The organism is Cellulomonas sp., assembly GCF_035634735.1.
In the GTDB taxonomy this organism is placed as follows: domain Bacteria; phylum Actinomycetota; class Actinomycetes; order Actinomycetales; family Cellulomonadaceae; genus Cellulomonas.
The window spans coordinates 21,174-42,330 of record NZ_DASQCJ010000130.1 but is presented as its reverse complement, the minus strand read 5'-3'; the positions used below and the strand labels follow the sequence as shown (position 1 = coordinate 42,330).

Sequence of the window (21,157 nt, the reverse complement as noted above, 5' to 3'; positions counted from 1 at the left end):
GCACGAGGTCGCCCGCCGGCTGCTGGGCCTGCCCCCGGGCGACGAGGCGGCGCGGCCCGACTACGTGTGCTGGCCGTGCGTCTGGGAGCCGGCCGTCGTGCGCCGGATGCTCGCGCGCGTCGAGGCGGTGACCGGGCTGCCCTGGGCCGCCGCGGTCGGGCGCGAGCTGCACGTCTCCGAGATGGTGCTGTACGGCGTGTACCTCGACGAGGTCGAGGGCCGCCACCGCGCCGTGCCGCACACCGACGACATGCGCTGCCCCGCGTACTCCGACGAGGCGCCGCTCGACCGCGACGGCCTCGCGGCGTTCCTCGCGCGGGTCCGGCTGCGGGACGTGGCGGTGATGGTGTCGGCGAAGTCGGGCACCGCGCTCGACCTGCGCCGGCGGCTGATCGCGGACCGCGTCCCCGGCTGACGCGCGCGGGGGTGCGCGGCGGGCCGCGGTGCCGTGCGCGGGGCCTCGGCTCCCCGGCCCCGCCCGCCTCGATCCGGGTGGAGCGCGTCGGACGGCGTCGGCGACGCCGACCGCGCGTCCGAGGTCAGCCGCGGCGCTTCGCGGTGGGCAGGCCGGTGCGGCGCGCCGTGCTCCCGGCGCGGACGGGGCCCGCGGGGTGGGCGGACGGCCCGGCCTCGGGCTCCGGCTCGCCCGCGGCCGCCGCCTCGGCCGCGGCACCGTGCCGTTCCGCCTCCGGCGGGGCACCGGGTCGCTCCGCCCCGGTCGCCCGCGACGCCGCGCCGCGCTCCGAGCCCCCGGGCCTCGCCCCGCGGGACGGGGTCGGCGCCCGCTTGCGGCCGCGGGTCGTGGCGGGCCGCGCCGCCACCGCGCGCGCCCGGGCCCCCGCGCCCGGGTCCCCGCCGCGGCCGCCCGGCACCTCCGGATCCACCGTCACGTCCGCCGCGGCGCGCGCCGCCGCCCGCCGCGCCCGCACGCCCGAGCGCCAGCGGCCCAGGCTCGCCGCCCCGAACACGAGCACGGCGCCCCCGAGCAGCACGACGATCACGGCCCGCAGCCGGCTGGAGAACTGCTCGGTCGCGTCGTCGGGCGGGGCGAGCAGCAGCGGCGTGAACAGGTACCGGTCGTCGGCGCCGTTGACCCGCTGCAGGTCGTCGAGCTCGGTCTCCAGCACCGTGCCGACGGCCGCCGTGGTCGCGATCGCCGCCTCGGGCGTGGGGCCGACGCCGGTGATGTCGACGACGAACCCGTTGCCGCCGACGCCCGGCCCCACGCCGTAGTCGGTGCCGACGCCGTCGGCCTGGAGCTGCTTCACGGTCGACGCGGCCCCGAGCCGGGCGATGAGCGCGTCCGTGATGAGGTTCGTGTCGGCCGAGCGCAGGTAGGGGTTGTCCGCGTTCAGGGCCGCGAGCGCCGGGTCGCGCTCCAGCTCCTCGGCGGTGGGGACCGCCGGGTTCACGAGCGCGTAGGTCGAGGTGACCTCGTAGCTGCGCGGCGCGAAGCCGTAGACGTATGCGGCGGCGCCGAGCGCCAGCAGCAGCGCGGGCAGCACGTACCGCCGCTGCTGCCACAGCGTCCTCAGGACGTCGGTCGGGTCCACGGGTCCTCCTCGTGACGCACCAGCAGCCAGGCCGCCCCCGAGAGCCCGACCAGCGCGGGGAACGCCAGCGCGAAGACCGGGAAGGACAGCGAGTCGAACGTGAGCGAGCAGACCGCGCCCGCGAGGGTGCCGGCGGCGAGCGCCCCGGCGAGGCAGCGCAGCGCGGGCGAGCGCGCGGCGCCGGCGGCGTGCAGGCCGGTCACCCCCGGCAGGACCAGGTAGACGACGGTGGCGGCGACGCCGACGGCGCCGGTCGTCACCAGCGAGTTGAGGTACTGGTTGTCCAGGATGTGCAGCGCGTCGTCGGGCATGTAGTTGCCGGGACCGAGCCCCAGCAGGGGGTGCGCGTCGAACATCGCGACCACCCGCGGGTAGTTGTCGAGCCGGGTCGAGATCGACGGGTCGGAGGAGTCGGCCCCCAGGGCGCCGCCGAGCGTGCTCACCAGCCCGGGCACGGACAGGAACAGCCCGGCGACGGCGACCGGCGCGGTGACCAGCACCCAGTGCCGGGCGACCCGCGGCAGGAACGGCAGGACGACGACCGTCGCGACCGTGAGGCCGAGGATCCCCGACCGGGAGATGCTCATCGCGACGGCGAGCACCAGCAGCCCCGTCCGGAGCAGGTGCACCCACCGGCGGCCGGTCCGGTCGTAGACCGCCTGCCAGAGCGACAGCGGCAGCAGCATCGACGCGACCACGCCGAGCTCGATCGGGGAGAAGGCCGTCCCGGCGACGCGGACGAGGGAGCCGCGGGGCTGGAACGGGGTGTCGCCGCCGTTCGGCGTGAAGCCCGGCATCACCCACGGGGCCCAGTCGACCGGGTCGACGTGCAGCAGGAACTGCACGAGGGCGACCAGGCAGCAGACCACGACCCCGTCCAGCAGCGCCCGGGCGCACTGCGCCGCGGCGGCGACGGACCGCGCGCACTCCGGGATCACCGTCACGAGGGTCGCGCTGGCCAGCACGAGCAGCAGCCACCGCTCGCCGGCGGCCCGGGTCACCACGGTGCTGCCGCCGGTCGTCCCGAGCCAGAGCGCCGCGGACGAGGCGACGGTGGCCAGCAGCAGCGCCGCGACCGCGAGCCGCCCCGGGTGCCGCGCGGGGAGCGGGTCGTGCAGGCCCCACGCCCAGGAGACCACCCAGAACGCGCCGAGCAGCAGCGTGAGCAGCATCGCCACGGTGCCCGCCGCGCCGATCGGGGCGATCACCATGCTGGCGGGCGCGGCCCCGATCGCGACCAGGGCGGCGCGCAGCAGCAGCGGCACGCCCGCGTCGCGGCCGTGCGCGACCCCGGTGTCGAGGGGCGGCGCGGGCGAGCGCGGCAGGACCGCCGTCACGGGGCGGCGCACCCCGGCGCGGCGCCCGGGGCGTGGTCGTAGCGGTACAGGTGCACGGCGAGGCCGTCGGCGAACGTGTCCGTGAACGCGCCGCCGTCGATCGCGAGGGCCCGGTCCTCGCCGAGCACCGTGACGGCACCGTCCGCGGCGCACCGCAGGTCGAACCGCACGGTCGCCTCCCCGTCGCCCGTGGCGGCCGCGAACAGGTACTGCGTGTCCCCGTCGACCTTCACCGCGGTGTCCACAGGCCCGTCGGCGAGCACCGCACCGTCGAGGAACGGCGCCGCGAGCGCCGGCCCGAGCGCGGCCAGCTGCCGGTTCACGTCGGTCACCCAGGGGCGGACGTCGGCGCCGCACGGCTCGCGCAGCAGGTGGAACGACTCGCAGTCGCCGCCGAAGCTGTGGTTGAAGTAGACGACGCCGCGGGCCCCGTGGATGACGCTGCTCCACACGGCGGCGCGGACCTGCGGGCCGGTGATCGTCGGGGCGTCGTCCTCGGAGAACGGGTGCCCGAGCTCGACGAACGCCCACACCGGCCGGCTCCGCGGCGGGTCCACCAGGGAGCGGACCCGGTCGACCGTCCGCCCGTAGTTGCCCGGGCGCCGGCACTCCTGCTCCGTGAGCGGCTGGCCGCCGGCGAGCAGCAGGCCGCCCTCGTGCCCGCCGCAGATGTGCGGGTCGGTGAACCAGTAGGTGTCCGCGGAGACGACGTCGGCGTAGTCGTTGACGAACCGGGCGGCCTCCGCGTCGTCGAGCCGGAACGCGACGCCCTTGCCGTAGTTGGCGTAGGTCAGCGCGCCGGCGGGCAGCCCCGCGCGCACGGCGGCCTGCACGGTGTAGCCGCACGGGGTGTTCGCCGGCTCGCACACCTCGCCCTGGCCGGGCCACAGCCCGGTCCAGCCGTTGTCGCCGGCGCCCGCCCACATGTCGACCTCGTCGGCGAGGACGCCCCCGGCCGCCCGCGGGTCCTCCCGGCCGACGAGCGCGGCGAGCCCGGTGCCGTCGAGCAGGGCCAGGTCCGAGTCCGTCGTGAGGTCGACGTAGGTGGTCAGGCCGGCGGAGCGGTCCAGCGCGACGTCCCCCGGGTCGGTGACGCTCTCCAGCCACACCCCGACGGGGAACGCGCGCTGGTCGGGCGGGAGGGTCGGGTCGAAGCCGTCGTAGAAGCCCGGCCCGCCGTCGACCTCGCGCCAGGCGAGCGGGGCGGACCAGGACGGCTCCGGGCCGGGGGAGGGCGACCCGGTCGGGTCGCCCGCGGGGCCCGCGCACGAGCCGAAGCACACCCCGGCGACGGCGAGGCCGGTGCAGGCCCGGCGGACGGCGCTCACCGCGCGCCGCCGCCCGGCGCGGCGGGTGTCGCGCGGGCGGGGTCGCCCGCGCCGGGCACCGCGCCGGGCCTCGCGCCCGCCACGAGGCCGAGCAGGGTGCGCGCCCCACGGTCGCTCCCGTACCGGGCGACCACGTGCGCCCGGCCGGCCGCGCCCAGGGCCGTCGCCAGCGCGGGGTCGGCCGCGACCCGCGCGACCCCCGCCGCGAGCGCGGCCGGGTCCCGCGGGGGCACGAGCAGCCCGGTCCGGCCGTCGACGACCAGCTCGCCGACGCCGCCGCCCGCGCACACCACCACGGGCAGCGCCGCCGCGAGCGCCTCCATCACCGCGACGCCCAGCGGCTCCGCGTGGCTCGCGAGGGCGAACACGTGCGCGGCACCCAGCTCGGCGCGCACCCGGTCCTCGCCGACCGCACCCTGGAGCCGCACCCGGTCGGCGAGCCCGAGGCGGTCGACCAGCGCCTCGAGGTCCCGGCGGTACCCCGCGCCGCCCCGCTCGTCCTCGCCGAGCACGACCAGCCGCGCGTCCAGCCCGCCGTCGACGAGCAGCCGCACCGCGCGGACCAGGTCGTCGTGGCCCTTGGCGGGGTTGAGCCGCCCGCACGCGACCAACCGCAGCGGCCCGGTGCCCGGCCACGGCCGGTAGCGACGGTCCGGGGCGGGGGACTCGGGGTCGACGCCCATCGGGGCGACGCCCACCGTCGCCGGGAGGTCCCGGCCGAGCGCCGCCCGCGCCTCGTCGCGCAGGCCCGCCGTGATGACGAGGCCGAACGCCGCGCCGCGCCACTTGCCCCGCTGGTTGCCGCCGTAGTCGGCGAGCGGGCCGTGCAGCGTGAGGCTGTAGGGCGGGCCGCCGAGCAGCCGGGCGAGCGCGGCGACCTGCGCGGCGTCCCCGCAGGAGTGCACGTGCACGTGCTGCCAGCCGCCGGCGCGGGCGAGCGCCGCGAGCCGGGCGGCCGCGAGGGTGAGGCCGGCGGCGCGCAGGGCGGGGCGGGCGGCGCGGAGGGCGGGGCGGGCGGGGCGGGCCACGCGCAGGGCGGGACGGGCGGCAGCGGGGGCACGGACGAGGGCGCCCGGGCGGGGGACGGCGGGGGGCGCGTCGGGCGCGTCGGGCGCGGTGGCGGAGCTCGTCCGCGCCGGGGGCGCCTCGGGCGTCGCGCGGTCGCCGCCGGCCGCCGCGCGGGCCTCGCGCAGCACCGCGCCGGTCCGGCCCGCGGCGACGGCCCGGGCGAGCTCCCGGGCCGCGCCGGCGAGCGCCCGCGGCGACGGGTCCGCCAGGTAGGTGGTGCGCGCCGCCGCCGCGGCCGCCCACGGGTGCGGCGCGGCACGCCGCGGCCGGCGGGTGGAGACGAGGACGGGCCGGGCGCCGGCCCGCTCCAGCGCGGCGACCTCCCGCCAGAAGAACGCGTGCGTCTGGCCGGGGAACTCGGGGACGAGGTAGCCGAGCACGACGGGGGCGGGTGGCGCGGCGGGCGCGGGGGCGTCCGGGGCGGGGGTCGCGGCCGCGGCGCCGGCGGCCGCGCTCGGGGCGGCGGGGCGCACCGCGGCGGCCGGGCCCGGCGCGGCGCCGGCGCTCCGCACGGCGGTCACCGGCGGCTGCTCTCGTCGCGCTCCCAGCCCGCCCCGCGCCGCGCGTGCAGCCGGCCCAGGGTGACCAGGGCGGCGTACGCCGCGGCGTCGAGCGCGCTGCGCGGTCCCCGCACGGTGCGCAGCAGCGCGCCCGCGGTCCGCGAGGGTCCCGGGACCGGTCCCGCCACGGTGTCGATGCCGGGGACGGTGCCGGCGGCGGCCCCGCCGGCGCGCGCCGCACCTGGCGACCCGGTCGCCGCCCGCGCCCGCACCTGGGCCGTGCCCCGCGCGGTGCGCGCGAGCACCCGCACGAGGCTCCGCGCGGTCCGCGGCGCGACCACCCGCACCGGCGGCGCGTCGACGACCCGCTTCTCCCCGGGCGCGAACAGCGCGTCGACCCACAGGTCGTCCGCGACGAGGTCGGGGAACCGTCCCAGCCGGGCGTGCCCGGCCGCCGAGAGCCCGTACACGCCGGCACCCCAGAGCGCGTCCCGTGGCGCCGTCAGGCGCGCCCGCGCCCGGTGGAACGCGCGCACCGCGGCGGAGGCACCGGCGAGGTCGAGCGCGGCGGGCGGCCGCGCGGCGAGCCACGGCCCGTCCGCGAGGGCCAGGAGCGTCGCCGCGACGGCCGCGGGGGTCGCGGCGACGTCCGCGTCCAGGTACACCCGGGGGAAGCCGCGCGCCGCACGGTCGCCGGCGTCGAGCGCGCGGGGCTTCGAGCCCTCGGGCAGCTCGAGCACCCGCACGCCGGGGAACCGGCGCGCCACGTCCGCGGTGCCGTCGGTGCATCCGTTGCACACGACGACGACGTCGACCCCCGCGGCGCGGGCCCACGGCGCCAGGCCCGCCAGGGTGCGGCCGATGACGGCCGCCTCGTCGTGCGCGGGGATCACCACGGTGCCGCCGACGGGCGCCGCCGGGGCAGCGACCGCCGGGGCCGCGGCCTCCGGGACCCCGAGCGCCGGGACCCCGAGGGTCCCGGCCCCGCCCGCCGGACCGCGTGCCACGCCGGCGCCGTCGGCCCGGTCGGCCCCGGCGGCCTCGCCCGCCCCGCCCGCCTGCGCCAGCCCCGTCGGCACCCCGCGCGGCAGCGCCCGCCGCGCGCCGGGCAGCAGCAGCGCGCGCACCGCCGACCGGTGCCCCGCGTCCCAGGTGCGCGCGAGCGACGCCGCGGCGGTGACCGCGAGCGTCGCCCCGGCCAGCGGCGCGGCCCGGTGCTTGCGCGCGTACCGGACCCGGTTCACCTGCAGCAGCGCGGTGAGCTCGGGTCCGCGGCCCGACCCGCCCGCGGCGTGCCGGACCCGCGCCGCCGGCTCGAACCACACCTCCCAGCCCGCCTCCCGCGCGCGCCGGCAGTAGTCGGTCTCCTCCGAGTAGAGGAAGAACCGCTCGTCCCACGGCCCGATCGCCCGGGCCGCCTCGGCGCGGACCAGGACGGCGGCGCCGGTTCCCCAGTCGACGGGGTGCGCCCAGGCGTAGGCGGTGGGGTCGCGCACCGTCTCGGAGAGCCAGCCGGGCCGGTCGCCCAGGAACCGCCCGAGCACGGCGTCGCCGAGGGAGCGGGTCACCGACGGCTCCCGGCGCAGGGAGGGCTGGACGGCGCCCGCCCGGTCGAGCAGCAGCGGCAGCACCACGCCCGCCTCGGGCCGCCGCAGCCGGGCCAGCAGGGCCGGCACCGCGCCGGGCTCGAGGACCAGGTCGGCGTTGAGCACGAGGCAGGCCGGGACGTCCCCCAGCCGCGCCAGGCCCAGGTTGATCCCGCCCGCGTAGCCGACGTTGCCGTGCCCGGTCAGCGTCAGCACGTCGGCGTGGGCCCGGGCGCGCCGCACGGTGCCGTCGGCCGACCCGTTGTCGACCACGACCACGCGCATGGGCGTCGTCGCCGCCGCGAGCCGCAGGCTGCCCAGCAGCCGGTCCAGGTGCGCCTCGTTGTCGTAGGTCACGACCACCACGCCCAGCTCCGCCGGCGCGCCGACCGCCGCGAACGCGGGCCCGGCGGTCGCCCGGCGCTCCGCCTGCGCCGTCACGGCCGCGCCACCGCCTCGGGCGCGCCGGGGACGAGCACGAAGCTGCGCCGGGCGAGCACGTCGTACGCCGGGGGACCGTCGAGCAGGTAGCGCCGGGCGAGCCGGCGGGGCTCGTGCGCCAGCCGCCACGCCCACTCCCAGCCGTGGTCCCGGACCGCCTCGGGCGCGCGCTGCGCCGCGCCGGCGAGGAAGTCGACGACCGCGCCGAAGGCCAGCAGCACGGACGCGCCAGTCTCCGGGCCGTACCGCGCGATCCACCGCTCCTGCCGGGGCTTGCCGAGCCCGACGACCACGACGTCGGCGCCCGCGTGCCGCACGAGGGCGGCCCAGGCGCGGCAGGCCGCGGCGTCGTCCAGGTCGCGCCGCGGGGGCGCCCACATCCCGGCGACCGCCAGCCCCGGCCGGTCCGCCGCCAGCCGCTCCGCGAGCGCGTCCAGGACCTCCGGGCGCCCGCCGAAGAACCCGACCCGCAGACCGACGTCCGCCGCGCGGTCCAGCACCGGAGCGATCAGGTCGCTGCCGGCGAGCCGGGGCCAGGCGTGGCCCGTGAGGTGCTCCGCGCGGCGGACCAGCGGCGCCCCGTCGAGCAGGTTGAGCCACCGGACCGGCGGGCGCCCGTCGAGCGGGTCGGTGGCCGGCGGGCCCCCGGGGTAGGGGTCGCCGGCGCCCGGGTGCGCCCACGCGAACGGCACCAGCGAGGACGGCCCGTGGTAGCCGAAGTGGTGGATGTGGTCGAGGTTGGCGCTCATCACGCCGAGCGGCCAGCCGGCCCCCCGGGTGGCGTGGCCGACGACGGTGTCGACCGCGCCGCCGGTGTCGAGCAGGTCGACGGGGGTGCCGCCGAGCAGGACGCGGGGCCAGGGGAGGGGAGCGGGCATGCTTCACCGTCCGGGGGAGTCGGCAGCCGGGGGCCGCGCCGGGCGCGGGGGCGCCGGGGTGGGGTGCGGCGGGTGCGCGCGCCGGGAGCGGCGCGGTGGACGCGTGCGGCTCCGGGGCGGGAGGCTGTGGCGCGGTGCGCCCCGGTGCTCGACATCGCTGTCAGTCCTTCGGTCGCGCCCCGCGCGCGGCCGGCCCGCCGTCCTGGGGCGGCGTCCGCTCCGCCGGCCCGCGGCGGGCGGCAGGGAGGACGCTGCACCGGGTACCCGTGGCCGGAGTCCGCGGTAGGGACATATGGGACAAGTCGGACAATCGCGACCCTAGAGCGCGGCCCCGCGCGGGACAAGACTCCGCGCGGCCCGGGGCGGGCGAAAAGGTGGCGGTGGGTGTCGGTGGCAGTGCGTACCCTGTCGAAGCCGATCGCGGACGGACCCCCCGCCGCCCCGTGGTCGCGGACCTCGTCGCCCGCCGACCCCTGGAGATGACGTGCTCGCCCGTCTGCTCGTGCGCTACCTGCGCCCCTACCGCTGGCTGCTGCTCGGCGTGCTGGTGTTCCAGCTCTGCTCGGCGCTGGCCATGCTCTACCTGCCCAGCCTGAACGCCCGGATCATCGACGAGGGCGTCGCCCTGGGGGACACCGGGTTCATCTGGCGCACCGGCGGGTTCATGCTGGCGGTGTCGCTCGGCCAGATCGTCGCCGCGATCATCGCCACCTACTTCGCCGCCCGGGCCGCGATGCAGGTCGGGCGCGACCTGCGCGACGACGTCTACGGCCGGGTGAGCGGCTACTCGGAGCGGGAGATCTCCCGGTTCGGCGCCGGGTCGCTCATCACGCGCAACACCAACGACGTCCAGCAGGTCCAGATGCTCGCCATGATGGGCGCGACCATGCTGGTCAGCGCCCCGATGCTCGCGATCGGCGGTGTCGTCATGGCGCTGCGGCAGGACGTCGGGCTGTCCTGGCTCATCGCCGTGTCGGTGCCGACGCTGCTGCTGATCGCCGGCCTGATCATCAGCCGGATGGTCCCGCTGTTCCGCTCGTTCCAAACCAAGCTCGACGCGGTCAACCGGGTCATGCGCGAGCAGCTCACCGGCGTGCGCGTCGTGCGGGCGTTCGTCCGCGAGGACATCGAGGCCGACCGGTTCCGGGTCGCGAACACCGACATCATGGTCGTCGGGCGCAAGATCGGGTCGCTGTTCGTCGTGCTGTTCCCGCTCGCGATGCTCGTGCTCAACGTGACCGTCGTCGGGGTGATCTGGTTCGGCGGCATCGAGGTCGACGCGGGGAACGTGCAGATCGGCACGCTGCTCGCGTTCATGCAGTACATCGGCCAGATCCTCATGGGGGTCCTCATGGCCTCCTTCATGACCGTGATGATCCCGCGCGCCGCGGTGTCGGCCGAGCGGATCACCGAGGTGCTGACCAGCGAGTCGACGCTCGCCGAGCCCGCCGAGCCGGTGCGCGCCACCCCGCGCCCGGGCGAGGTCGAGCTCGACGACGTCACGTTCGCGTACCCCGAGGCCGAGCACCCGGTGCTGTCGAACGTCTCGTTCACCGCCCGGCAGGGGCAGACCGTCGCGGTGATCGGCTCGACCGGCGCCGGCAAGACCACGCTGGTCTCGCTGATCCCGCGGCTGTTCGACACGACCGGCGGCGCGGTGCGCGTCGGCGGGGTCGACGTCCGGGACCGCGACGTCGAGGACCTGTGGGCGGGCATCGGCCTGGTCCCGCAGCGGCCGTTCCTGTTCGCCGGGACCGTCGCGTCCAACCTGCGCCTCGGCCAGGAGGACGCCACGGACGCCGACCTGTGGCGCGCGCTCGAGATCGCCCAGGCCAGCGACTTCGTCTCGCAGATGGACGGCGGGCTCGAGGCCCGGATCGCGCAGGGCGGCACCAACGTGTCCGGCGGCCAGCGGCAGCGGCTCGCGATCGCCCGCGCGCTGGTGCGCCGGCCGGCCGTGCTGCTGTTCGACGACTCGTTCTCCGCGCTCGACCTCGCGACCGACGCCCGGCTGCGGCAGGCGCTGTGGCGCGAGCTGCCGGACGTCACCAAGATCGTCGTCGCCCAGCGCGTGTCGACGGTGACCGGCGCCGACCAGATCCTCGTCCTCGAGGACGGCCGGGTCGCCGGGCTGGGCACGCACGACGAGCTGCTCGCGACCAACCAGACCTACCGCGAGATCGCGGAGTCCCAGCTCGCGGTGGAGGCCGGCGCATGAGCGACCAGAAGACGCGGACCAAGCCGGCCGAGCCCGAGCTGACCGACGACGAGAAGCTCGAGATCGAGCTCGGGGAGCAGGCGCGCCTCGCGTCCGACTCCTGGGACTCGGTCGCGCCGGGCAAGGCGGACAACTTCGGGCAGTCGTTCGGCCGGATGCTCGGGCTGCTGCGCCCGTACAAGTGGGCTCTGGTGGCCGTGACCCTGATGGGCTCGGCGGGCGTCGTGCTCACCGTGCTCGCGCCGCGGGTGCTCGGCCGGGCCACCGACGCCGTGTTCACCGGCTTCCTGTCCCGGCAGCTGCCGGCCGGGGTGACCCAGGAGCAGGCGGTCGAGGCGCTGCGCGCCCAGGGCCAGGACCGCATGGCGGCGATGATCGAGGCGGTCGACGGCCTGGTGCCGGGCGCCGGCATCGACTTCGACCTGCTGGGCCGGCTGCTGCTCACCGTGCTCGCGCTGTACGTGGCGGGCGCGCTGCTCATGTGGCTGCAGGGCTACATCATCAACGCGATCATGGTCCGGGCCATGTTCCGCCTGCGCGAGCAGGTCGAGACCAAGATCAACCGGCTGCCGCTCGCCTACTTCGACAAGGTGCAGCGCGGCGAGCTGATCTCCCGCGTCACCAACGACATCGACAACATCACGCAGACGATGCAGCAGTCGCTCTCCACGGCGCTGACCTCGATCCTCACCGTGATCGGCGTGCTGATCATGATGTTCTCGATCTCGTGGCAGCTCGCCCTGGTCGCGCTGGTGTCGATCCCGCTGATGGGCGTGATCTTCGGCGTCATCGGCCCGCGGTCGCAGAAGGCGTTCGGCACCCAGTGGCGCAAGGTCGGCCGGCTGAACGCGCGCGTCGAGGAGTCGTTCTCCGGGCACGCGCTGGTCAAGGTGTTCGGCCGCCGGCAGGACTTCGCGGACAAGTTCAAGGCGGAGAACGAGGAGCTGTACCAGGCCTCGTTCAAGGCGCAGTTCCTGTCCGGGATCATCTGGCCCGGCATGTCGTTCGTCGGCAACCTCACCTACGTCGGCATCGCGGTGCTCGGCGGCCTCATGGTCGCGAACGGCACGATGCTGCTCGGCAGCGTGCAGGCGTTCATCCAGTACGCGCAGATGTTCACCCAGCCGCTGTCCGAGCTGGGCGGCATGGCCGCCGTCGTGCAGTCCGGCACCGCGTCGGCCGAGCGGGTGTTCCAGCTGCTCGACGAGGACGAGCAGCGCGAGGACGACCCGCAGGCGCCGGCCCCGGCCGAGGGCGACGGGACCATCGAGTTCGAGCACGTCGCGTTCTCGTACAGCCCCGACCAGCCGCTGATCTCCGACCTGTCGTTCACCGTCCGGCCCGGGCAGACCGTCGCGATCGTCGGCCCGACCGGCGCCGGCAAGACGACCCTGGTCAACCTGCTCATGCGGTTCTACGAGCTCGACGGCGGCCGAATCCTGGTGAACGGCCAGGACATCGCGACGCTGTCCCGGCACGACGCCCGCGCCCGCACCGGCATGGTGCTCCAGGACCCGTGGCTGTTCGCCGGCACCATCCGCGAGAACATCCGGTACGGCCGGCAGTCGGCGACCGACGAGGAGATCCTCGCCGCCGCGCAGGCGACCTACGTCGACCGGTTCGTGCACTCGCTGCCGCACGGCTACGACACCGTGCTGGAGGAGGACGCCGCCAACCTGTCGGCGGGGGAGAAGCAGCTGCTCACCATCGCCCGGGCGTTCGTCGCGCGCCCGTCGGTGCTCATCCTCGACGAGGCGACGTCCTCGGTCGACACCCGCACCGAGAAGCTGCTGCAGCAGGCGATGGCCTCGCTGCGGCAGGGGCGGACGTCGTTCGTCATCGCGCACCGGCTGTCGACCATCCGGGACGCCGACCTCATCCTCGTGATGGAGCACGGCGCGATCGTCGAGAAGGGCACGCACGACGAGCTCATCGCGGCCGGCGGCGCGTACCACCGGCTGTACCAGTCGCAGTTCGCGGGCGCGGTCGTCGGGGAGGACGCGTGACGGCTCCGGCCGGGCAGGCAGCGGGCGGCGGGGCCGGGCCGGGCGGCGGGGCCGCGCCGGGCGGCGGTGCCGGTGCGGTCGGCGGTGCCGGGGCGGTCGCGCCGTCCCGGCCCGCCCCGGCGCGGGGCCCGCTCGCCGCGGTGCCGACGGCCGTCCTGGCGGCGGTCACCCTCGTGGCGGCGTTCGCCGTCGCGCAGGGCACCGGCGTCCGCGCGCTCGGCGGGGTCGTCCTCGTGCTGGGCGTCGCGTGGTGCGCGTGGCGGTCCTGGGCCACGGCCGGGGCCGCGCGGGTCGTGGCCGTCGTGCTGCTCGGGGCGGCGTGCTTCGTCGCCTCGCACGTGCTCGCCGGAGCGCTCGGGGCGTGGCCGTCGGTCGCGCTCGCCGCGGTCGTGCTCGGCGCGGGGGCGTGGCTCCTGGTCGACCGCCGGCGCTGACGGGGCCCTGACCGGCGGCGGGACGGAGGTCAGGCGTCGAGCAGCCAGCCGACGGTCATCAGGCCCGCGAGGCAGCCGAAGGCCACCAGGACGGCGAGCAGCACGGGGTGCCGGTCGGTCCAGGTGGACGCCCCCGGGTACGCCGCCTCGAGCTCGCCGGGGGCGCTCCGCCGGTGGTCCCAGTCGACGGCCACCCCGGCGGCACGGAGCAGGGACCGGGTGTCGGCGCGTAGCCAGAACCCGCGGCTGTGCGTCGGCGGCGCGACGACGCGCCCCGCGCCGTCGACGAGCAGCGCCCGCTGCGCGGTGGAGCCCCCACGGGGGGCGACGGTCACGAGCACGACGCGCCGCACGTGGCCGAGCGTGGTCACGCGGCGCCGCAGGGCGCTGCGGACCTCGAGCACCGGCGGGCCGCCCGCGGTGCCGGTCAGGGTCGTCGCGGAGCGCGCCAGGACCAGCACGGTCCACGTCGCCACCAGCACCTCGAACGCGAGGACCGCGAGCCACGGCCGGCTCCCCGGCCCCGCGGCCAGCGCGTGGTCCAGGATGCTGGGCGCTCGGGTGCGGGAGGCGGCGGGGATGACCGCCGCGAGCGCCGCGACGAGGAGGACCCGCGGGCGGGACGGCCGCTCGACGACGCGCGTCGGGGGCGTCGGCGACTCCCACGCGCCCGTTCGGCTCCGGCGCGACCGCCGCACGGACGGTGTCGCGGTCCGCGTGCCGCGCCGGACGTCGTCGTGGGACACGCTCAGTCCCCGGCCAGCACGAGCAGCGCGAACGCGGCGGCGGACAGGGCGAGCGCGCCGGCCAGCAGGTGCCACCCGGAGAGGCGGTCGACCCACCGGGTGGACCCGGGGCAGGTCGCCTCGAGGGCGCGGGCGCTCACGCGGCGGGTCTGGCGGTCGACGAGGATCCCCACGGGCCCCAGCAGCGCCTCGGCGTCCGCCCGCACCCACAGGTCTCGGTGCGTCCGCGGTGCCGCGACCACCCGTCCGCGCGCGTCCAGCAGCACCGCCCGGCGCCGGCTGGCGCCGCCCGGGAGCTCGATCCGCACCAGGGCGACGCGCCGGACCTGCCGCAGGTCGTACGTCGAGCGGCGGACAGGGCCCTGCACCACCAGCTCCAGCGAGCCGTCGCCGCGGGCGCGCAGCGTCGTGGCGGACCGGGTCACGGTGAGCGTGGCCACGGCGGCGAGCAGGGCCCACCAGGCGTACAGGGCGAGCGCGGGCCCCGACGCGGCGCCGTGCGCCAGCGCGTGGGCGACGAGCGACTCGCCGCGGTCCCGTCGCGGGGGCGCGGCGAGGACCGCCGCCACGCCCCACACGGGCCACCGCGGGGGCCGCAGCACCACGGTGCCGGGACCCGACCCCGGCGCGGCGTCCGCCTCCCGGGCTCGCAGGTGTCGTCGGGTGAGGCGGTGGCCGGCCGGTGCGGCGGGCGACACCGTCGCCCTGGCAGAACGGCCCATCCACCGCCTCCTCGCCCGGGCCGGCGCCCTGGTGCGCAGCGGTCCTGCTCCTCTCATCGGCCCGCCACCCCCGCGGCGTGAGGGGGTACTAGTACCAACGTCCGATCGCGCGGCAGACCCGCGGCGCGGGAGAACTGACTCGTCGGATCCACCCACCACCCGAGGAGTCCCCCGTGAAGCGCACCCTGGTGTTCACCGCCGCCGCCGCGCTGGCGATCGTGCCGGCCGTCGTCGGCCTCACCGCCAACCCGAGCCTGAGCCGCGAGGTCCCGGTCTCCGTCCCCACCCAGGCGCCGACCGCCGACGACCGCGGCGGGGCGACCGACCGCGACCTGCGCACCGAGGCCGGCGACGACCGGCGCGCCGACGGCACCGGCGCGGCCACGTCGCCGTCCGACGGCGTGACGCCGTCCGGGTCGTCGTCGCCGTCGGCCGTGCCCGAGGACGACGGCGGCCGCGTCGACCGCGACGACCGGTTCGAGCCGGGGGACGACCGGCGCGTCAACGGGACGGCCCCCGCCGCGCCGGCGGTCCCGGCCGCCCCCGCCGCCCCGGCCGCCCCCGCCGCGCCCGCGACCGGGGCCGACGACTCCGGCCACCACGGGTCCGGCTCCGACGACTCGGGCCACCACGGCTCGGACGACTCGGGCCACCACGGCGGCGACGACCGGGGCGACGGGCGCGGCGGCCACGGCAGCGACGACTGACCGGTGCCCGCAGCACCTAGGGTGGCGCCTGTGCAGACGCCCGCGCGCGCGGCCGAGGACGGCCGAGTCGTCCTCAGGCGCGGCGCGCCGCCCGCCGCCTCGGTCGCCCCGGTCCGCACCTGGCGCGTGTTCCTCCAGGTCGGCGCGGCGGCCGCGGTCGTGCTCGTGCTGGTCGCGGTGCTGGGCCTCGGCGCGAGCCGCCGGATCGCCGAGCAGGAGTCCGTCAACGACGCCGCGCGCAGCACCGACCTGCTGGCCCACGCCGTCGTGCAGCCCGCGCTCACCGACGGCGTGACCACCGGCGACCCGGAGGCCCTGGCGGCGCTCGACGCGGTGGTCCGGGACCGGGTGCTGGGCGACGCGGTCGTGCGGGTGAAGCTCTGGGACGAGTCCGGCCGGATCGTGTACTCGGACGAGCCCCGGCTCATCGGCGACGAGTTCGGCCTCGGCGACGACGAGCGCGCGGTGCTCGCGGACCCGGCCACCCAGGCCGAGGTCAGCGACCTGGACGAGCCGGAGAACCGGTTCGAGCGGGACCAGGGTCGGCTGCTCGAGGTCTACCGCCCCGTGTGGACGCCGGACGGCACCGTGCTGCTGTTCGAGACCTACAGCCGGTACGACGTCGTCACCGAGCGCGCCGCCGCCGTGTGGCGCGGGTTCGCGGGCATCACCGTGACGAGCCTGCTGCTGCTCCTCGTGCTGCTGCTGCCGGTGCTGTGGACGCTGCTCGACCGGCTGCGGCGCGGGCAGGAGCAGCGGGAGCGCCTGCTGCGCAGCGCGGTCGACGCGTCGGACGCCGAGCGTCGTCGGATCGCCGCCACCCTGCACGACGGCGTGGTGCAGGAGCTCGCGGCGTCGTCCTTCGCCCTCGCCGGCGCGGCGGAGCGCGCCGAGCGCGCCGGGGCGCCGGACGTCGCCGCGGACGTCCGGGCCGCGAGCGGGACCGTGCGCACGTCGATCCGCGGGCTCCGGTCGCTGCTCGTCGACATCTACCCGCCGAGCCTGCGCACCGCCGGCCTGGGCGCGGCGCTGGCCGACCTCGCCGGCGGGCTCGCGGCCCGCGGGGTGCGGGTGACCGTGGACGCGCCCGAGGCGGCGCTGGCCGGGATCGGCGTCGACGCGCAGCAGCTCGTGTACCGGGTCGCCCAGGAGACGGTGCGGAACGCCGTCGCGCACGCCGGCGCCGACGAGGTGCGGGTGACGCTCGCCCGCGCCGGCGGGCTGCTGGTGCTGGAGGTCGCGGACGACGGCGCGGGCTTCGACGCCGCCGCCACGCTGGCGAGCCCGCCCGAGGGGCACCTCGGCCTGCCGGTGCTGGGCGACCTGGCCGCGGCGGCGGGCGCGGACCTGACGGTCGACTCGGCGCCGGGTGCGGGCACCCGCTGGCGCCTGGCGGTCGACCCCGACGTGGAGGTGCGATGACCCGGGACATCACGGTGCTGCTCGCCGACGACCACCACCTGGTCCGGTCGGGGCTGGCCGGGCTCGTCGACGCCGCGGACGGGATGCGGGTGGTCGGGCAGGCCGCCGACGGCGCGGCGGCGGTCGCGCTGGCGGCGGACCTGGCGCCGGACGTGATCCTCATGGACCTGTCCATGCCGGGGACCGACGGCGTCGAGGCGACCCGCCGGGTGCTGGCGGCCCGGCCGGGGACGCGGGTCGTCGTGCTGACGTCGTTCTCCGACCACGATCGGGTGTCCTCGGCGGTCGGCGCGGGGGCCGTCGGCTACCTGCTGAAGGACTGCGAGCCGGAGGAGCTGGTCGCGGCGGTGCGGTCGGCCGCCCAGGGCTACGCGCCGCTCGACCCGCGGGTGGCGGGCGCGCTGCTCCCGTCCGCCGCGGCGCCGCGGCCCGCCGACCGGCTCAGCGCGCGGGAGCGGGACGTGCTGCGGCTGCTCGCGCGCGGGCTGGCGAACAAGCAGATCGGGCGCGAGCTCGGCATCGCGGAGCGGACCGTGAAGGTGCACGTCGGGCACGTGTTCCGGCTGCTGGGCGTCGCGGACCGGACGAGCGCGGCCCTGTGGGCGCGGGAGCACCTGCCGGAGGCGTGACCCCCGGGGGCGTGCGTGCGGGGGCGTGGGCTCGGCGGTCGACCAAGGTCCGCACCCGATTCTCGCGTCGACACCCGATCGGGTGTCGACGCGAGAATCAGGGGCGTGCGCCGGTGCCCCGCGTGCCGGGGCCGGGCGTGCGGGGGCTCAGGGCGCGGGCTGCGCGGGCTGCGCGGCCGCGGCCGCCGGGCCGGCGCGGCGGGCCGTCGCCGCGAGCAGCGCCGAGCCGAGCAGGCCCGCGGCGCACGCCAGCACCACCACCCGGTGGTCCACGGCGTCGACCACCGCGGCCGCGGCGACCGCGAGCGCGAGCTGCGGCGCGTTCAGCACGAGCGCGCCGGCGGACTGCACCCGGCCCTGGAGGGTCGGCGGCGTGCGGAGCTGCCGCTCGGTGACGAACGCCACGACGGCCCAGGTCACCCCGGCCCCCAGCGCCCCGAGCCCGAGCGCGACGCCGATCAGGCTCGACCCCGCGAGCGGCACCACCCCGGCCGCGGCGACCAGCAGCGCGACCGCCACCAGCCGGGTGGCGCCCCACCGGGCGATCAGCCGGTCGGCGGTGAGCCCCGCGACCACCGCCGTGACGGCCTGGGCGCTGGTCAGCGGCCCCAGCGCCTCGGGCGGCAGGCCGAGCCCCCGGTCGATGACGGCGAAGGCCACGCCGTTGATCGCGCCCGTCACGCCGAACCCGATGCCGAGCGTCACGGCCAGCCGGCCGAGCGGCGGCGTGCGGCGCAGGTGCCGAAACCCGGCCGTCACGGAGCGGGCGAACGGCTCGTGCCCCGGCTCGGGCGGCGTCTCCCGCACGCGCAGCCGGGCGGCCAGCACCGCCGACACCGCGAACGCCGCCGCGGCGGTGACCACGAGCGGCCGCGGGCCCGCGGCCGCGTAGACGACGGCCCCGACCACTGGCATCGCGAGGCGGAACGACTGGTCGATGGCGGTCAGGCGGCCGTTCGCGGGGGCCAGGGCCGCGTCCGGCAGCAGGTCGCGCAGCAGCCCCGACTGCGCCGCGCCGGTCGTGTAGCCGAGCGCCGCGTAGACCACGGTCACGCCCAGGACGACCCACGCGCCGGACGCCCCGCGCACGGGCAGCAGCACGAGCAGCGCCGCGGCGCCGACCGCGTAGGCGACGACGAGCACCCGCCGGCGGGACACCCGGTCGACGACGTGCCCGATCAGCGGGGTCGCGAGCGCGGGGAGCCCGAACGCCGCCAGGGTCAGGCCCGCCGCCGCGTCCGAGCCGGTGAGGTCCTTGACCCAGACGGCCAGGATCAGCGCGAGGAGCGAGTCGGCGAGGTTCGCGGCCACCCACACGGCCGTGAGCAGCCGGAAGGCGGGGGAGCGCAGCGCGGCGCGGGGGTGCGGCGGCGCGACCTCCGACGTCACCGGTCCGGCTCCGCGTCCGGGTCGACGCTCACGACGCCGAAGAACCGTGCGTGCCGGGCGCCCGGCGGGCGCAGGTCGGGGTCGTCGGAGCGGCCCGCGAACCGGTCCGTCAGCCGCTCGAGCTCCGCCGACAGGGCGCGGAGCTCGTCGCTCGTGGCCCAGAACGCCGACGAGTGCAGGCCGGAGGCGAGCAGCCACTCGTCCGCCTCGCGCGGGGAGGCGTCCAGCCACCGGTGCAGGCGGTCGGCCTCCTTGTCGACGGTGAGCCGGGCGACCTCGGCGACCGCGCGCAGCGAGCCGGGGCGCTCGGGGTCGTACCGGCTCGGCCGCTCGCGCACCGACCGCCACGGCCGCTCCCGCCCGCGCGGCGGTGCCGCCTCGACGTAGCCGTGCCGGGCGAGCGTGTGCAGGTGGAACGAGCAGCTCGCGACCGACTCGCCGGTGAGCGCGGCGCACTGCGTCGCGGTCAGGTCGCCGTCCGCGTCCAGGAGGTCGAGCAGGCGCAGGCGCAACGGGTGCGCGAGCGCCCGGATCCGGGCCGGGTCCGAGTCGGGGCGCGGCGCAGGCGTGCGGTCGGGCGCGTCGGCGGACGCGCGGTCGGCCGCGGTGTCGGCGGGCTGCGGGCGCTCCATGCCGCGAGCGTATGACCCTCAAGAAGGCTTGATCAAGGGTTCTTGATCATCGGCGCACCCGGAACCGCAGGTGCAGCACCCGGCTGCCCCGGATCACCTCGTCCGCGTCCTCCAGCAGCTGCTGCCCGGCCACCGGCCCGAAGAACCGCCTGCCCGACCCCAGGACGACGGGCGCGACGTCCATCCGCACCTCGTCGACCAGGCCCGCGGCGAGGACCTGGCCGCCGACGTCGCCCGCGGCGACCTCGACGACGCGGTCGCCCGCGAGCTCCTGCGCCCGCGCCAGGGCCGCCTCGACGCCGTCGACGAAGTGGAACGGCGCCGCCGGGTCCCACCCCGCGGGCGGCGGCCGGTGCGTCACGACCACCACGTGCTCGACCCCGCTCGGCGGCGTCCCGTCCCAGCCGTCCGTCAGGTCGAACACCCGCCGGCCGACGACGGTCACCCCGATGCTGTCCCAGTAGGCGCGGGTGTGGTCGGCGGACGCCGGCGACACGGTGAGCGCCCCGCTCTCGTCCAGCGGGACGTCGCCCGCGGTCAGCCAGTCGAACAGCGGACCGGGCTGGTCGTCCCGGTCGGCGACGAAGCCGTCCAGCGACACCGAGCCGTACATGATCACCGTGCCCACGGGTCCTCCTCCGCGCTCCGCCCCGGGCCCCTGCCGGGCCCACCCGCGACCTCACCGGGCCCGACGCTAGCGGCGGCGCCGGCCGTCGACCAGGGTCGGCCGCCCGACCGCGCGGGTCAGGTCAGCGCGCCGGTGCCGGGGTCGCGGTCCGTCAGGCAGTACCGCCGGCCGGCGGGGTCGGCGAGCGCGGTCCACCGCGCCCGCACGTCCGCGACCCGCGCGCCGAGCGCGACGTGCCGGTCGGTCTCCGCGGCGCGGTCGGTGCAGGCCAGGTCGAGGTGGGCGCGCACCGGGCCGGCCGGCTCGTCGAGGCGCTGGAGCAGCAGCCGCAGGGGCAGGCCACCGGGCCGGCGCAGCGGGACCAGCGACGCGCCCGGCGCCGTCGGCTGCTCGGGCCACCCGGTGAACGCCGCCCAGAACGCCCGCTCGACCGCCCAGTGCTCCGCCGGCACGTCGATCGCCAGCTGGTCGAGCAGGCTGGCGTGCGTCCCGCCGCCCGGCCGGGGCCAGGTCACCGGGGCGGGCCGCCGGGCCGGGTACGCGTCGACGCAGCAGAACGGCAGGCCGCCCGGCGAGGCGAGCACGACGTGGTCCGAGGCGGCCACCTCGCGCGCCCCGAGCCGGACGGCGGCGTCGGCCGCGGCGCGGACGTCGGGCACGTGCAGGTCGAGGTGCACGCCGCCCGGGCCCGACCGCACCCGCTGCGCCCGCAGGAACCCCTCGCCCTCGGCGGGGACGAGGGTGACGAACGCGTGGTCGGGCCCGCGGAACGGCGACAGCGTCGAGGCGGTCGCGGCCTGCCAGAACGCGAGCGTGCGGTCCCAGTCGGCCGCGGTCGAGTCGAGGAACGCCGTCGCCCACGTGATCATGCGGCGACCGTAGCGGCGGCGGCGCGGGGCGCGCCGCCGAAATGCGCTTCGGGTGTGTGGGTGG

The 21,157-nt window shown here is 78.1% G+C and carries 18 protein-coding genes and 1 pseudogene; 7 read left to right on the top strand and 12 right to left on the bottom strand.

Annotated elements, in window-relative coordinates:
• Positions 1 to 415 (top strand): annotated as a pseudogene (locus VER05_RS11530) (hypothetical protein); the annotation flags it as partial.
• 124 nt (positions 416 to 539) lie between these two features.
• On the opposite strand, the gene VER05_RS11525 reads toward VER05_RS11530, so the two are convergent.
• The 6 genes from VER05_RS11525 to VER05_RS11500 are packed head-to-tail and all read right to left on the bottom strand — an operon-like array spanning position 540 to position 8,691.
• Complete coding sequence (locus tag VER05_RS11525) at positions 540 to 1,553, bottom strand: hypothetical protein (RefSeq protein ID WP_324845498.1); 1,014 nt, start codon at positions 1,551 to 1,553, stop codon at positions 540 to 542.
• Positions 1,532 to 2,890: an O-antigen ligase family protein gene (locus VER05_RS11520; RefSeq protein ID WP_324845497.1), complete on the bottom strand. Its 1,359-nt coding sequence runs from the start codon at positions 2,888 to 2,890 to the stop codon at positions 1,532 to 1,534. The genes VER05_RS11525 and VER05_RS11520 overlap by 22 nt, the downstream gene beginning before the upstream one ends.
• Complete coding sequence (locus VER05_RS11515) at positions 2,887 to 4,218, bottom strand: hypothetical protein (RefSeq protein ID WP_324845496.1); 1,332 nt, start codon at positions 4,216 to 4,218, stop codon at positions 2,887 to 2,889. Before VER05_RS11515 ends, VER05_RS11520 begins: the two co-directional genes overlap by 4 nt.
• Entirely contained in the window at positions 4,215 to 5,807 is a 1,593-nt protein-coding gene (gene epsE, locus VER05_RS11510; protein ID WP_324845495.1) for an exopolysaccharide biosynthesis GT4 family glycosyltransferase EpsE, read from the bottom strand. The genes VER05_RS11515 and epsE overlap by 4 nt, the downstream gene beginning before the upstream one ends.
• Entirely contained in the window at positions 5,804 to 7,813 is a 2,010-nt protein-coding gene (locus tag VER05_RS11505; RefSeq protein ID WP_324845494.1) for a glycosyltransferase family 2 protein, read from the bottom strand. The genes epsE and VER05_RS11505 overlap by 4 nt, the downstream gene beginning before the upstream one ends.
• Positions 7,810 to 8,691, bottom strand: a complete 882-nt coding sequence (locus VER05_RS11500) for a WecB/TagA/CpsF family glycosyltransferase (protein ID WP_324845493.1) — start codon at positions 8,689 to 8,691, stop codon at positions 7,810 to 7,812. The genes VER05_RS11505 and VER05_RS11500 overlap by 4 nt, the downstream gene beginning before the upstream one ends.
• A 484-nt stretch (positions 8,692 to 9,175) precedes the next feature.
• Here VER05_RS11500 and VER05_RS11495 point away from each other — a divergent pair, with 484 nt between their 5' ends.
• The 3 genes from VER05_RS11495 to VER05_RS11485 are packed head-to-tail and all read left to right on the top strand — an operon-like array spanning position 9,176 to position 13,349.
• Positions 9,176 to 10,909 (top strand): ABC transporter ATP-binding protein, encoded by a 1,734-nt coding sequence (locus VER05_RS11495; protein ID WP_324845492.1) that lies wholly within the window; start codon positions 9,176 to 9,178, stop codon positions 10,907 to 10,909.
• Complete coding sequence (locus VER05_RS11490) at positions 10,906 to 12,915, top strand: ABC transporter ATP-binding protein (RefSeq protein ID WP_324845491.1); 2,010 nt, start codon at positions 10,906 to 10,908, stop codon at positions 12,913 to 12,915. Before VER05_RS11495 ends, VER05_RS11490 begins: the two co-directional genes overlap by 4 nt.
• Positions 12,912 to 13,349 (top strand): hypothetical protein, encoded by a 438-nt coding sequence (locus VER05_RS11485; protein ID WP_324845490.1) that lies wholly within the window; start codon positions 12,912 to 12,914, stop codon positions 13,347 to 13,349. Before VER05_RS11490 ends, VER05_RS11485 begins: the two co-directional genes overlap by 4 nt.
• Before the next feature lie 29 nt (positions 13,350 to 13,378).
• Here the strand turns inward: VER05_RS11485 and VER05_RS11480 are convergent, their stop codons facing one another.
• Both VER05_RS11480 and VER05_RS11475 read right to left on the bottom strand, forming a co-directional pair.
• Positions 13,379 to 14,095: a hypothetical protein gene (locus VER05_RS11480; protein ID WP_324845489.1), complete on the bottom strand. Its 717-nt coding sequence runs from the start codon at positions 14,093 to 14,095 to the stop codon at positions 13,379 to 13,381.
• A 2-nt stretch (positions 14,096 to 14,097) separates the two neighbouring features.
• Positions 14,098 to 14,664 carry a hypothetical protein gene (locus VER05_RS11475; RefSeq protein WP_324845488.1) on the bottom strand — a complete coding sequence of 189 codons (567 nt, stop codon included), beginning with the start codon at positions 14,662 to 14,664 and terminating at the stop codon, positions 14,098 to 14,100.
• A gap of 326 nt (positions 14,665 to 14,990) precedes the next feature.
• Between VER05_RS11475 and VER05_RS11470 the strand changes: the two genes are divergently transcribed.
• From VER05_RS11470 to VER05_RS11460, 3 genes are read left to right on the top strand one after another with little or no spacing between them, the layout of a single operon-like run.
• Positions 14,991 to 15,524 (top strand): hypothetical protein, encoded by a 534-nt coding sequence (locus VER05_RS11470; RefSeq protein ID WP_324845487.1) that lies wholly within the window; start codon positions 14,991 to 14,993, stop codon positions 15,522 to 15,524.
• Positions 15,525 to 15,554: 30 nt separating this feature from the next.
• Positions 15,555 to 16,946, top strand: coding sequence for a sensor histidine kinase (locus VER05_RS11465; RefSeq protein WP_324845486.1), 1,392 nt, complete (start codon positions 15,555 to 15,557; stop codon positions 16,944 to 16,946).
• Positions 16,943 to 17,575: a response regulator transcription factor gene (locus VER05_RS11460; protein ID WP_324845485.1), complete on the top strand. Its 633-nt coding sequence runs from the start codon at positions 16,943 to 16,945 to the stop codon at positions 17,573 to 17,575. The genes VER05_RS11465 and VER05_RS11460 overlap by 4 nt, the downstream gene beginning before the upstream one ends.
• Positions 17,576 to 17,722: 147 nt before the next feature.
• On the opposite strand, the gene VER05_RS11455 is transcribed toward VER05_RS11460, so the two are convergent.
• From VER05_RS11455 to VER05_RS11440, 4 genes are all read right to left on the bottom strand, one after another.
• Positions 17,723 to 18,964, bottom strand: a complete 1,242-nt coding sequence (locus tag VER05_RS11455; RefSeq protein WP_324845484.1) for an MFS transporter — start codon at positions 18,962 to 18,964, stop codon at positions 17,723 to 17,725.
• Positions 18,961 to 19,596, bottom strand: coding sequence for a helix-turn-helix domain-containing protein (locus tag VER05_RS11450; protein WP_324845483.1), 636 nt, complete (start codon positions 19,594 to 19,596; stop codon positions 18,961 to 18,963). The genes VER05_RS11455 and VER05_RS11450 overlap by 4 nt, the downstream gene beginning before the upstream one ends.
• 46 nt (positions 19,597 to 19,642) lie before the next feature.
• Positions 19,643 to 20,224, bottom strand: coding sequence for a dihydrofolate reductase family protein (locus VER05_RS11445; RefSeq protein WP_324845482.1), 582 nt, complete (start codon positions 20,222 to 20,224; stop codon positions 19,643 to 19,645).
• A gap of 116 nt (positions 20,225 to 20,340) precedes the next feature.
• Positions 20,341 to 21,093 (bottom strand): VOC family protein, encoded by a 753-nt coding sequence (locus tag VER05_RS11440; protein ID WP_324845481.1) that lies wholly within the window; start codon positions 21,091 to 21,093, stop codon positions 20,341 to 20,343.
• Positions 21,094 to 21,157: the final 64 nt, after the last annotated feature.